We start from the raw sequence: 13,315 nt of genomic DNA, 5'->3' as shown, positions 1-13,315 counted from the left end.
TGATTAATACAAAGTAAATTCTACTCTTCTATTTTTTTGTCTGCCCGCAGCAGTTTTGTTGCTAGCTACTGGTTGAGTTTCTCCATATCCAACAGCTTCAATCTTTCCAAAATTTACACCTCTTGAAACCAGATAGTTTTTAACTGATTCTGCTCTGTCTTTTGATAAGGTTAAGTTGGCTGCATTAGATCCCACTGCATCGGTATGACCTCCTAATTTTAAACTAAATCCTTTTAATGCCATCATGTCTGCAACCCTGTTTAAGTAAGGGAATGATCGGTTTCTGATTGAAGACTTTGCAAATTCGAATTCCAAGTTTCTTATTGCTTCACTTACAATTTTGCGATCTTCTTCTGTAATGACATAGTTATTGGTTATTCTAATAACGGTGTCTTTATTTGGAACAACAACCGGCAATGGGCATCCTGCCCCATCTACTTTTACTGATTTGTCTGTGCCAGGGCATTTATCAAAATAGTCTGATACACCATCTCCATCGCTATCCATTTTCATTTTTGCCATTTCTTCGTGCATCCCTTTCATTTCAGCCATTTTTTTCCGCATGTTTTCTTCACTGGCTTCAAGTGCTGCTTGCATTTTTGCATCAGCAGCTCTTAATTCTCTATTCATTTGAGCCGGAGGATTATGCGTTGCCATTTGGGGTTTTGTTTTTTTGCCTAATGCAAATTCAAGACCAATATGCCCATAAGAATATTTATCTCCTATATATGGTGGTTTAAAATAACCATCAAGATTATCATTGTCAACATAGGCCATTGTATAGCCAAAATCTAAATTAACCGACTTAGATAAATTCATTTTAACCCCAATTCCTACTGGTACAAAAAATGAAATATCAGTTGCTTTTGGTAACATTCCTTCTGAAATGCCCGCATTATTAATTGTTCTTGGGGTATAACTAACTGCACCAGCTCCTACTGATAGGTAGGGTTGAACCGCTGTTCGCATTTGAGACCAGTTGATATTTGCTAAAGTAATAACGCCACTTAAACTTGCAGACCAATTCATTTTGGTGTCAAATGATCTATAAGGACTTACAGGAGCTAATCCGTTTACTAGCTTGTCATTATTAGCCGCCAAGTCTCCCATTACTCCATCTAACTGAATTCCAAATGCATGTGATGCTTGATACTTTATAGATGCGCCATATCCTAGTTTAGGAACCCATTTAGAAAAATCATTTTTACCGCCCAATGCAGAAAATGGAGCCAGTGCCCCTACATTTAATCCGAATGACCATTTTCTAAAGCCATTATTTCCGGAGAATAATGTTGGATTTATTTCTGTTGTTGTTGTTTCCTGTATTTCTTGAGCGTTAGTTATTCCTGCGCTTCCTAGCATAAGTGCTATGATTGGTAAGCATTTCAGCATTTGTGTTTTCATATTTTTAATCTTTTTTATTCTTTTTATTTCCATTATTGCTAGGATGTCCTTTGATAACATGGTATTTTTTGTCTTTACTATAAATGATGGCTTTTTGTTGATGATTGTTTCTAAAGCCTTTGTACTTATTAATATGGATGGCATGATTGTCATATGGCCTATCTTCTTTAAATACTACTTTATATCCCTTGAACAAATCGTAATTCCTATAGCGATCAGGTAAATGATTAATATATATCCAACGATTGTTTTCGTTGTACATATATTCTCTTCTATTTACATCGTAATACATGTCTAAATCTGGTAAATAGTAAAATCTGGCATAATCGTACCCAATAGGACCCCACACAGGTTGGCTTCCTATATTGATATTGACTTTAATTTGGGCAGAATTTTCCTGTGGCCATAAAAAGCTTAACAAGAAAAGGAGTAAAATTGGTTTCATAATAATGTTTGCACAAAGGACATTCAATAACCGTTAATTATCCTTACACTATTAGTTGTATATATTGTAATATTCACGCTTAAATATTATTTAGTATATTTAAGTCTAAATACAATAATATGCCTACCGGTACAGTAAAATGGTTCAACGATGCAAAAGGATTTGGTTTTATTAAGCCAGATGATGGTGGTGAAGATTTATTCGCCCATTTCTCCGCAATTAATATGGGGGGATTCAAATCTTTAAAAGAAGGACAAAAAGTTTCTTTTGAAATTACAGATGGTAAAAAAGGAAAACAAGCAGGTAATATTCAAAGTGCTGAATAGACTAGTCAAAACAGTCTATTCTACTTTTCATTTCTTTTTTTCTGAATGGGTGTATATTCAAAAGAATATATCCTCCGCCGTTTAGTAAGCTTCCTTGTTTCAATATACCAAGTCTATGTATACCTGCAATAAATGGACCTGCTTTTATTGCTAGGCCAGTCCATATTTGGCCATCCCTTGTGTATTGTATGGGCATATAGATACCCCAATTCAATGTTTCCCATCGAGGGGTAATGGTAAGGAAACTATAATCATTGCTTTTTTGTTTTAGAGCGTTTTTTGCATTACTAAAATGAATAACCATTTGTGTGTTAACAAAAAATGTAGGGTTGATTTGTTTGTCAAAATTCAGGATTGCTCTTGTTGGATTGCCAATGGAAAATTGTGCCGGCAATACCTGAATAGAGTCATAAATTACTCCCAGGGAATCCCTTAAGTCTCTAGTATTATTTACCCCATTAAATGCCCTTGCAATGGCAGCGTCACTTATGCCATTGTTGTTTTCAGAAAATCTACCGGTGTATTCACTGTTATTGAATTTTTGTGCCCCAATATCAACAATACTGAATCCTATTTTGTAATTATAAATTCTTCCTTCATAATTACGGTTGTCTAAATAAGTTTCATTGTTGTAGTTTAAATATTCTATACCAACGCTTAATCCCATTCCCGATTTAGCGTCATTAAAAAAACTTTTAATAGTAGCACTTGTTGCACCAAACTGTTGAATTACATCATAATTGGCAGAATAGCCATATTCGCCAACTCCACTTGTACTAGTATAACTAGTATCTGTTCCGTTAATATTTTCTCTAAATCTTGCTTTATTCATCTGAGAAAATGCGCCAAATAAGCTTTTCGAAAACTGCAATGTTGCTCCAACAGTTAATCTGCTATTGTCGGTTTCTAATAATGCACCCGCGTAAGTTAAATTTACTTCGCCCCAGCCAGCATGTATTGATTTGCTATCTAAAAAAGGGGTGGTTCTATTAATTTTAAAAAAGCTTCTTAAACTGGTGGCGGTATCTTGTAAATTAAAATTGTTGGTATAAATATGGTTATACATTTTTCCCCTAAATGCAATGGCTACAGCGTGTTTTTTATTAATGCGATACATGGCAGAAAACAAACTTAAATCTGAATTGGTATTCAAGTTTCTAATTTGAAATCCATCTGTTAAATAATCACCGCTTCTATTGATTGCTGCATTTTTTAGCGCTTGTGCTAAAACGGTATTAGTATAAATAGATGTTTGACCAGAAAAAAGTTGAAAATCCCACCTATGTAAACTGTTTCCAATAGAAGCAGGGTTATTGAAAGCCCCACTTACTCCTGCATAGGAAGAACCGTGTATGGCATGGTATTGTTGGGCAAATCCAATTTGAGTTGTATGAATTAGTAATAAATAAATTGAAAAAAGGAGTAGTTGTATAATTCGCATTGGTTTCACAGTCCTAATAACGCAAAGACTATGTAAATATTCCACGTGCAGCTTGGGCAGTAGAAAAAAATAAACCCCCCGTAGAAACGAGGGGTTTTTCGATTGCTTGCCATTATAGAGATCGTTCGTAATAATTTGATACTGCTAAACTACAAGTATTTGGTCAATAAATCAAATATAAAAAATAATAATTTGTACTTTTTTAAACATTTTTTGTAAAAAATGACATAAAATTTACAATTTGATAATATTATAAATTTAAATATATCTATGATATTCTAGCTGGATATGCTTTTAATGCCTGTGCCAAGCAATCCATTGCGCTTTCTATGTCATTGATATTTAATACATAAGCTAATCTTACTTCTTTCTTTCCTAGCCCTGGAGTGCCATAAAACCCAGTTGCTGGAGCCAACATTACTGTTTTACCTTCATAGCTAAATTCCTCTAATAACCATTGACAAAAAATATCGGAGTCGTCAATGGGTAATTGAGCCATAGCATAAAATGCTCCTCCTGGATTTGGGCAAAAAACCCCGTCCATTTCGTTTAATCGCTTTACAATAAGGTCTCTTCTTCTTTTATATTCAGCCTTTGTGGTATCAAAATAATCTGCAGGCAAATCAATTGCAGCTTCTCCAGCTATTTGGGCAAAGCTGGGTGGACTTAATCGAGCTTGTGCAAATTTCATTACCGCGTTTAACACCTGTTGGTTTTTGGTAACAAGGGCGCCAATTCTTCCGCCACAAGCACTGTACCTTTTACTAATGGTATCCATAATGATCACGTGTTCGTCTACGCCTGTTAAATGCATGGCACTCACCTGTTCTCCTTCATAACAAAACTCTCTATAAGCTTCATCTGAGAATAAATACAAATTGTATTTTAAAATCAAAGCTTTCAACTGTTCCATCTCGGCCATGCTGTATAAATAGCCAGTAGGGTTGTTGGGATTGCAGATTACAATTGCTTTTGTTTTAGCAGTAATTTTTGCTTCCAAGTCTGCAATTGGAGGTAAGGCAAAACCATTTGCAATAGAAGAAGTGACTGGTACAACATGAACACCTGCAGCTACTGCAAATCCATTGTAATTGGCATAGAACGGTTCAGGAATAATTACTTCATCGCCCGCATCTAAACAAGCCATAAAGCCAAATTGTATGGCTTCACTACCACCTGTTGTAATGATGATTTGTTGGTGATTTACATGAATGCCAACAGATGCATAATATTGAACTAATTTTTTTCTATAACTTTCATTGCCTGCACTATGACTGTATTCTAGTACTTTAAAATCACTGTTTCGTACTGCATCCAATACCATTTTTGGCGTTTCAATATCTGGTTGTCCAATATTTAGATGATAAACTTTGGTACCTCTTTTTTTAGCAGCTTCTGCAAAGGGAACCAATTTCCTAATGGGTGAAGAAGGCATAGCGTTGCCTCTGTTACTAATGGTTAACATAGCTATAATTAAAATATGAGCTAAATAAAGAAGGTTATTTTTTTGCTTCTATTACTTCGCCTTCAATGGTTAAAATGTAAGGTTGATTAGAGTGGGCAAACTTAACATCTACGCGCTTTTTAAACACACCCACTGCTTCTGCATTGTAAGTAACTTTAAGGGTACTGGTTTTACCTTTTGGAGTAGGGGCTTGGTTGTAAACAGGTTTGGTACACCCGCACTCTGCGTTCGCAAACTCAATAACAACAGGCTTTGCAGCATTATTGGTGTATGTGAACACAAAAGTTGCTGGTACCCCTTTTTTTATTTTACCAAATTGATGGGTGGTTTTGTTAAACTTGATATCGTTTTGTGCAAAACTGGTTAATCCTGCAAGTAGAAACACCGATAAAAAAAATGATTTCATATGTTTTTGTTTTCTTAAATGAGTAGAATAATTATTGAACGCCTTCTCCTGTAAAGCTAGTCTGTTTAACCAAACCTCCTGATATAATAATATCTGTAAAACGAGTAAACTTGCCCAATACAGATCCATTAAACTGGATTTTAATCTTAACTGTTTCTCCTGGTTTAAATTGTTGATTTGGAGTAAAATCTGGAGTGGTGCAACCACAGCCAGCTCTAACACCTTCCAATTTTAGGGTTTCTTTGCTTGTATTGGTTACTTCTACCCAATATTCTACAGGTTTGCCAAAAGTAACTTTACCCATATTATAGGTTTCGTTTTTAATAGACACTTTTGCCCCATTATCTTGTGCAATTGCACCTATAGAAATACCCAAAAATGCAATAAGGACTAAAAAAAATTTCATTCGCTTAAATTTAGAGCGTAAAAGTACTAAAATTGAATGCTTAAAGTTTATCTTAACAGTTATTAACCCGTTAATTTCCAATTAAACTAATTATTGTTAGTCTATTCCGTTCCTAATGTTATTTTTGTTTTATGGAATCAACTGCTTCATTACAATACAAAGACGATATGTTGTCTTTTGAAGGTTTTAGAAATACCATCCTAGAAGATTATAAAACTGCTTTAATAAGCAGAGAAGTAAGCTTATTAGGTAGAAGAGAAGTGCTTACCGGAAAAGCCAAATTTGGCATTTTTGGAGATGGTAAAGAAGTTGCACAATTGGCTATGGCTAAGTTTTTTCAGCCAGGCGATTTTAGAAGCGGCTATTACCGAGACCAAACATTCATGTTTGCCGCTGGACTTTCTAGTGTAGAACAGTACTTTGCTCAATTGTATGCAGACCCTGATGTTAAGAATGATCCATTTAGTGCGGGTAGACAAATGAATGCCCATTTTGCTACTAAGTTGGTAGATGATAATGGAAACTGGTTAGACCTGGCCAATCGTAAAAATATTTCTGCTGATATGGCGCCTACTGCATCTCAAATGCCAAGAGCATTGGGGCTTGCATTTGCGTCAAAATGTTTTAGACAAAGCATTCACTTAAGAGAATTAGACAATTTAAGTCATAACGGAAACGAAGTCTGTTTTTGTACTATTGGCGATGCTAGTACCAGTGAAGGACATTTTTGGGAAACCATGAATGCTGCTGGGGTATTGCAAGTACCATTGGCCGTTTTTGTATGGGATGATGGATATGGAATTTCAGTTCCTAAAAATTTCCAAACTACCAAGGGGTCTATTTCAGATGCGTTGAAAGGGCTTGAAAAAATGGAAAATACCAATGGTATAAGAATCTACAAATTGAAGGCCTGGGATTATGCAGGACTTTGTCAGGCTTTTGAAGAAGGTATCCAAAGAATAAGAGACACCCATGTTCCTGTACTTTTTCACGTTGAAGAAGTTACCCAACCACAAGGTCATTCTACTAGTGGTAGCCATGAGCGTTATAAATCACCAGAACGATTGGCTTGGGAAAAAGATTGGGATTGCATTAAAAAAATGAAAGAGTGGATGCTCGAAAATCAATTGAGCAATGAAGAAGAATTAGCTGATTTGGAGTCTGCTGCAAAAGAGCATGTAAGAGAAAGTAGGTTGCGCGCTTGGGAGAAATACATTAACCCCATAAAGGAACAAGCAGATAATGCGGCCACTTTATTAAAAGAGTTGGTGGTAAACGATATGGATAAATACAATCGTTTACAAAAAATGGCCAATGACTTACTTCAAAACAAAGAGCCTTTAAGAAGAGATGTTTTAAGAACATTGTCTTTAGCTATTGAAATGGCTCCTACATCACCTTCTACCCAGGATGTTCAATTATATTACCAAGAGTTATTAAACTTAAACAAGGAATTATACAATTCTCACTTATACAACCAAACGGCAAAGAGTGCTTTAAAGATTCAAGAAATTAAACCATTAATTTCTTTTGATGCCCCTTTAGTGAATGGTTTTGAAGTGTTGAATAAATATTTTGATGCACTGTTTACACAGAACCATAAAGTGTATGCTTTTGGAGAAGATGTGGGTTATATTGGCGATGTAAATCAGGGCTTTGCTGGTTTACAAGAAAAGCATGGTAGAGACCGAATTTTTGATACCGGTATTCGTGAGTTAACCATCATGGGGCAAGCTGTTGGTATGGCTTTGAGAGGATTAAGGCCTATTGCAGAAATTCAATATTTAGACTATTTATTGTATGGTTTACAAGTTTTAAGTGACGATGTGGCTACTACTCATTTTAGAACAAAAGGTCAACAGTGTTGTCCGGTGATTATTAGAACCAGAGGGCATAGATTAGAAGGCATTTGGCATAGTGGATCACCATTGGGAATGATTATAAATGCCTTAAGAGGAATGTATGTTTGTGTGCCTAGAAATATGGTACAAGCTGTAGGAATGTACAATACGCTTTTATCTTCTAATGATCCAGCATTGGTGATTGAGTGTTTAAATGGATATAGATTAAAAGAAAAAATGCCTGCTAATTTATTGGAGTACACGGTTCCTTTGGGTATTCCTGAAGTACTAACAGCGGGCGACGATTTAACCATTGTTTCTTATGGTTCTACGCTAAGAATTATTCAAGATGCAGTAGAGCGTTTAGCCAATGAGGGAATCAATTGCGAAGTGATAGATGTACAAACTTTGTTGCCATTCGATATCAATCATTTAATATTAGATTCTTTAAAGAAAACCAATAGAATCTTATTTGTTGATGAAGACGTTCCTGGTGGTGCAGCTGCTTATATGTACAACCAAGTAATTGAAGGTCAAAAAGCTTTTCAGTGGTTGGATGTAAGCCCTAGAACACTTACAGCCCAAGCGCATAGACCTAGTTACGGAAGTGATGGAGATTATTTTAGTAAACCAAATGCCGAAGACATCATTAGGGTTGTTCACGAAATGATGAGCGAATAATAAAATCAATATGAAAACACCTCTTGGTTCCATTGTAATAGCGCTTTCAGTATTAATTGCTGCATTTATTTTAAGTAATGCATATAAGTACAAATTCATAAGTACCGAAACCATAATAGTAACTGGTTTAGCTGAGAAAGATTTTATTAGCGACCAAATTGTTTGGAAAGGGCAATACAGTAGATCGGGCTATGATTTAAAAGAAGCGTATACCCAAATAAAATCGGACGAAGCAATTATTAAAGCTTATTTAAAACAGAAAGGTATTCCCGATTCTAGTATGGTTTTTTTGGCAGTAGATGTAGTTAAAAATTTCAACTACGAAAATGGTCCAAACGGTACATCAAAATCGGTGTTTAGCGGGTACACGTTAACTGGAGGTGTTAAAGTTGACTCTAGAGAAATTAAATTGGTTGAAAAAGTTTCCAGAGAAGTTACTGAGCTTTTGCAAAAAGGAATTGAATTTAATTCTAATAAACCAAGTTATTATTATAGTCGCTTAAACGAGTTGAAAATTGACTTATTGGCTAAGGCTGCTGAAGATGCTAAGTTGCGTGCTGAAACCATTGCTAAAAGTTCAGCAGTCAATTTAGGTTCACTTAAAAAAGCCAATATGGGCGTTTTCCAAATTACGGGTAAGAACGACAATGAAGATTACAGTTACGGTGGTTCTTTCAATACTACTTCAAAAGAAAAAACAGCATCTATTACTTTAAAAGTAGAATACCTAGCCAATTAGCGTTTCCTTCAATCAGCAGCTCATTTAGTCAATAGTTGTACTTAGTTGTAAAATAACTCTTTCAATGCTGGGCTTGGAACCATACAGCTCTCTTTTTTACCAAACCACTTGTATCGATTATTGGCAATGAATTGGTATACTGCATTTCTAATAAATGGGGGTACAATGATGAATGCATATAACAATGGCCATGGGCCAGATAATTCTTTGGCAACTTTTAATGCACCTGTTGAATGGGTATAAATTTGATTGTCTTTTAAAAGAATAAATGAATTGAGCGAGTCGGGTGGCAAATGAAAATGTTTTAATACTTGTTGGCCATAATCCCCCTGAATAGAAGCAAAACGAAATTGCATTTTCGGGTCATGTTTTATAACAAATTGCACACTACTATTGCATAAATTACAAACCCCGTCAAATAAAATAACGGGGTTGGTATTGGATGAAATTTCCATTTTATAAAGTTCAATAAATTATCCCATATTATGGAATACTTTATTCACGTCTTCGTCTTGTTCCAATCTCTCAATTAGTTTAGAAACGTCTTCAGCCTGTTCGTCTGTTACTGGAACAGTATTGGTTGGAATCCACTCTAGTTCTGCACTAATAGGGTTGATATTTTTATCTTCTAATACTTTTTGTAGTTTTCCAAAATCTGCAAAAGCACAACGCAACACAATGATTGGGTTGCCATTATCATCCTCACTTTCTCCCAATTCTTCTAAGCCATGATCTATAAAATCTAACTCCATTTCTTCTAAATCTTGGCCTTCCGCCTTAAGCTTGAATACGCCCATTTTCTTGAACTGGAAACTTACACTTCCATTGGTTCCCATAGCTCCATGGCCCTTATTAAAATGACTCTTTACATTGGCTACTGTTCTAACATGGTTGTCGGTTGCTGTTTCAACCAATAACGCAACACCGTGAGGGGCATATCCTTCGTACAATATTTCTTCATAGTTGCTGGTATCTTTACCCATTGCACGCTTAATAGCTGCTTCAACACGATCCTTGGGCATTCCCACACTTTTAGCATTTTGGAAACACCTTCTTAATGCAGGGTTGGTAGCAACATCAGGTCCTGATGCTTTTACTGCAATCACAATTTCTTTACCAATTCGGGTAAAATTTTTTGCCATTTTATCCCAACGGGCAAACATACTTGCTTTACGTACTTCAAAAATCCTTCCCATAATAATTGTTTTCGGATGGCAAAATTAGTGAAAAAAAAGCCCCGATTTGCATCGGGGCTTTGATATAAAATAAGTTCAATTATTTAGTGCTTCTCAAAATCAGAAGCTTTTGGAATAATATCACTCGGATTTTGAAGTTTACTTCTTTTCTTGCTGTAGACAAAGTATACTACTAAGCCCAATGCCATCCAACCAAACGCCACTTTTAAAGTAGTAGCGTCTAGTACAAAAATCATTGAAGTACAAACTAGTACGCCTAATGAAGATACCAATGGAACCATTGGCGTTTTGAATGGACGCTCTAATTCAGGTGATTTTACTCTTAATACCCAAACTCCAATGCTTACCAGTACGAAGGCGAATAAGGTACCAAAGGAAGTTAAGTCTCCGGCCACATGACCTGGAACAAATGCCGCGAATAATCCTACAAATACAAACAAGATAATATTTGCTTTATAAGGGGTACGGAATTTAGGGTGCAATTCTCCAAATGCTTTTGGAATTAATCCGTCGTTACTCATTGAATAGAAGATACGACTCTGGCCCATTAACATCACTAAGATAACAGAAGAGAAACCTGCTAAAATTGCAATGGTTACTGCTTGTGCCAACCAACCATAGCCAGTCATATAAGTAGAAATAGCATAAGCTACAGACGCTTCACGACCTTTTTCAGGATCTACAAATTCTTTCCAGTTGGCCACACCTGTTAATACGTGTCCAAATAAAATGTATAAAATAGTACAAACTACTAAGGAGCCTAAAATACCAATTGGCATATCTCTTTTAGGATTCTTTGCTTCTTGCGCAGCAGTAGATACGGCATCAAAGCCAATGAATGCAAAAAATACTACAGCAGCACCACCTAATACACCGCCCCATCCGTGTTTATTGAAAGGAGAATAATCCGCAATTACTTTACCAGCGCTGTCTACAACCGCTGCAGTTCCCTCTGGAATTAAATACGGAGTATGGTTTTCAGGCTTTATAAACTGCCAGCCAATTCCAATGAATAATAAAACTATACCTACTTTAATAAATACGATTACCGCATTTACGATTGCAGATTCTTGCGTTCCCTTTATCAACAATAAAGTAATTAGGCCCAATATCAATAATGCTGGTGCATTAATCATTCCCTGGTGTAATACACCTGCTGAATCGGTAAAACTCTCGAAAGGGGAGTGGCACCATTCATATGGTATGGACCCGCCAAATAATTTATTAAGGTATTCACTCCATGCAATAGATACAGTTGCTGCACCCAATGCATATTCCATAATTAATGCCCATCCAATAATCCAGGCTACCAATTCTCCTAGTGTAACATAAGAGTAAGCATAAGCACTACCTGCAATTGGAATCATTGCTGCAAATTCTGCGTAACAAAGACCAGCAAAAGCACAACCAATTGCGGCAATAATAAATGAAATGGTAACAGCTGGTCCTGCAGATTGTCCGGCAGCAGCAGCAGTTCTAACAAACAAACCGGCTCCAATAATGGCTCCGATACCTAATGCAATTAAGTTTCCGGCACCAAGTGTTCTTTGTAAACCATTGGTTGAATCTTCCGCATTGGCCAGCATCGCTGTAAGCGATTTCTTTCTGAATAAACTCATAGTTTTATTAATTGGGTTCTGGTTTTAAATTATCTGGCAAAATAGGTATTATATTCAATTTACGGCTATATTGCCAACTCAAATTTTGCCGGATGAAGAATAAATTGACTATTTATATCCTGATTGCCATGGTATTGGGAATTATTACTGGATATATTGTACACGAAAATGCCGCTCCGGAAACCATTACTGGGTTTTCAAAAAACATCAAACTTCTAGGAACGATATTTATTAGATTAGTAAAAACCATTATTGCTCCGTTGGTATTTTCTACACTAGTGGTAGGAATAGCAAAATTGGGAGACCTGAAAACAGTGGGTAGAGTAGGCGGAAAAGCCATGTTGTGGTTTGTTACCGCTTCTTTAGTTAGCTTATTGGTAGGAATGATTCTGGTTAATTATTTTCAGCCAGGGTCTTACATTGATTTATCTCAAGCAGATAACGCTGGTTTAAAAGACTTGATGGGCAAAACATCTGAGTTTTCTCTACAAAAATTTATTGAGCATGTAGTGCCGTCTAGCATTTTTGAGGCAATGGCAACCAATGAGATTCTACAAATTGTGGTATTCTCTATATTATTTGGAGTGGCTGCTGCTAATTTAGGGCCTTATTCAAAACCGGTAATTAATGCATTGGATGTAGTTGCGCATATTATTTTAAAAATTGTAGGTTATGTAATGAATTTTGCTCCCTTTGGAGTGTTTGGTACACTGGCCGCAGTAGTTGCAGACAAAGGATTGAGCATCTTTAGTTTTTACTTTATTTACTTCGGCTACTTTGTTTTGGGCATTGCAGTATTGTGGGTACTCTTATGTACAGTTGGATATATCATTTTAGGAAAGCGATTGAAAGGCTTATTAAAAGCAATTGCCAACCCTTTATTAGTAGCGTTTAGTACTACCAGTAGTGAAGCTGTATTCCCTAAATTAACAGAAGAGTTAGAAAAATTTGGTTGTAAAAAAAGCATTGTTTCATTTATTCTACCATTGGGCTATTCTTTTAACTTAGATGGAAGCATGATGTACATGACTTTTGCTAGTTTAGCCATTGCACAAGCTTATGGTATTCATATGCCAATAGGGGAGCAGATTACTATGTTATTGGTGTTGATGCTTACAAGCAAAGGAATAGCGGGCGTTCCAAGAGCTTCCCTGATTATTGTATTGGCCACTTGTGCCATGTTTAAAATTCCACCTGAAGGGGTTGCCTTAATTTTGCCTATTGATCATTTCTGCGATATGTTTAGAACAGGAACCAATGTTTTAGGGAATGCGTTGGCAACCACAGTGGTAAGTAAATGGGAAGGAGAATTACAAGAGGAAGGAGCAGTTGATCTGCAATCATAA

Annotated in this window: 13 protein-coding genes; 4 read left to right on the top strand and 9 right to left on the bottom strand. The window is 36.1% G+C overall.

Annotated features, from left to right (window positions below):
* Window positions 1-3 precede the first annotated feature (3 nt).
* Together Q8S25_RS04160 and Q8S25_RS04155 are read right to left on the bottom strand one after the other, a co-directional pair.
* Entirely contained in the window at window positions 4-1,392 is a 1,389-nt protein-coding gene (locus Q8S25_RS04160) for an OmpA family protein (protein WP_305535137.1), read from the bottom strand.
* A gap of 16 nt (window positions 1,393-1,408) precedes the next feature.
* Window positions 1,409-1,849: a hypothetical protein gene (locus Q8S25_RS04155; protein WP_305535135.1), complete on the bottom strand. Its 441-nt coding sequence runs from the start codon at window positions 1,847-1,849 to the stop codon at window positions 1,409-1,411.
* Between the two features lie 119 nt (window positions 1,850-1,968).
* Here Q8S25_RS04155 and Q8S25_RS04150 point away from each other — a divergent pair, with 119 nt between their 5' ends.
* Window positions 1,969-2,175, top strand: coding sequence for a cold-shock protein (locus Q8S25_RS04150; RefSeq protein WP_295188143.1), 207 nt, complete (start codon window positions 1,969-1,971; stop codon window positions 2,173-2,175).
* A 1-nt stretch (window position 2,176) separates the two neighbouring features.
* On the opposite strand, the gene Q8S25_RS04145 is transcribed toward Q8S25_RS04150, so the two are convergent.
* The 4 genes from Q8S25_RS04145 to Q8S25_RS04130 form a co-directional block, all read right to left on the bottom strand.
* On the bottom strand, window positions 2,177-3,616 hold the full coding sequence (locus Q8S25_RS04145) for a hypothetical protein (RefSeq protein WP_305535133.1): 1,440 nt from the start codon (window positions 3,614-3,616) through the stop codon (window positions 2,177-2,179).
* A 268-nt stretch (window positions 3,617-3,884) separates the two neighbouring features.
* A complete protein-coding gene (locus tag Q8S25_RS04140) occupies window positions 3,885-5,081 on the bottom strand; it encodes a pyridoxal phosphate-dependent aminotransferase (RefSeq protein ID WP_305535132.1) in 1,197 nt (398 codons plus the stop codon).
* Window positions 5,082-5,115: 34 nt separating this feature from the next.
* Complete coding sequence (locus tag Q8S25_RS04135; protein ID WP_305535130.1) at window positions 5,116-5,487, bottom strand: DUF1573 domain-containing protein; 372 nt, start codon at window positions 5,485-5,487, stop codon at window positions 5,116-5,118.
* A 31-nt stretch (window positions 5,488-5,518) separates the two neighbouring features.
* Window positions 5,519-5,893 carry a DUF1573 domain-containing protein gene (locus Q8S25_RS04130; protein WP_305535129.1) on the bottom strand — a complete coding sequence of 125 codons (375 nt, stop codon included), beginning with the start codon at window positions 5,891-5,893 and terminating at the stop codon, window positions 5,519-5,521.
* Window positions 5,894-6,024: 131 nt separating this feature from the next.
* On the opposite strand from Q8S25_RS04130, the gene Q8S25_RS04125 reads away from it, so the two are divergent.
* Window positions 6,025-8,415: a thiamine pyrophosphate-dependent enzyme gene (locus Q8S25_RS04125; RefSeq protein WP_305535128.1), complete on the top strand. Its 2,391-nt coding sequence runs from the start codon at window positions 6,025-6,027 to the stop codon at window positions 8,413-8,415.
* Between the two features lie 10 nt (window positions 8,416-8,425).
* Window positions 8,426-9,154, top strand: a complete 729-nt coding sequence (locus Q8S25_RS04120; protein ID WP_305535127.1) for an SIMPL domain-containing protein — start codon at window positions 8,426-8,428, stop codon at window positions 9,152-9,154.
* A gap of 41 nt (window positions 9,155-9,195) precedes the next feature.
* On the opposite strand, the gene Q8S25_RS04115 is transcribed toward Q8S25_RS04120, so the two are convergent.
* The 3 genes from Q8S25_RS04115 to Q8S25_RS04105 form a co-directional block, all read right to left on the bottom strand.
* Complete coding sequence (locus Q8S25_RS04115) at window positions 9,196-9,609, bottom strand: thiol-disulfide oxidoreductase DCC family protein (protein WP_305535126.1); 414 nt, start codon at window positions 9,607-9,609, stop codon at window positions 9,196-9,198.
* Window positions 9,610-9,627: 18 nt separating this feature from the next.
* Complete coding sequence (locus Q8S25_RS04110; RefSeq protein ID WP_305535125.1) at window positions 9,628-10,350, bottom strand: YebC/PmpR family DNA-binding transcriptional regulator; 723 nt, start codon at window positions 10,348-10,350, stop codon at window positions 9,628-9,630.
* Between the two features lie 83 nt (window positions 10,351-10,433).
* A complete protein-coding gene (locus Q8S25_RS04105) occupies window positions 10,434-11,969 on the bottom strand; it encodes an amino acid permease (protein WP_305535124.1) in 1,536 nt (511 codons plus the stop codon).
* A 92-nt stretch (window positions 11,970-12,061) separates the two neighbouring features.
* Here Q8S25_RS04105 and Q8S25_RS04100 point away from each other — a divergent pair, with 92 nt between their 5' ends.
* The gene (locus Q8S25_RS04100; protein WP_305535123.1) at window positions 12,062-13,315 is read left to right on the top strand and encodes a dicarboxylate/amino acid:cation symporter; all 1,254 of its coding nucleotides are present in this window, start codon (window positions 12,062-12,064) and stop codon (window positions 13,313-13,315) included.

It is taken from the genome of Sediminibacterium sp. (assembly GCF_030695065.1).
In the GTDB taxonomy this organism is placed as follows: Bacteria; Bacteroidota; Bacteroidia; order Chitinophagales; family Chitinophagaceae; genus Sediminibacterium.
Note: the sequence above shows the minus strand (reverse complement) of the source record. Positions and strands in the feature narration are given on the sequence as shown.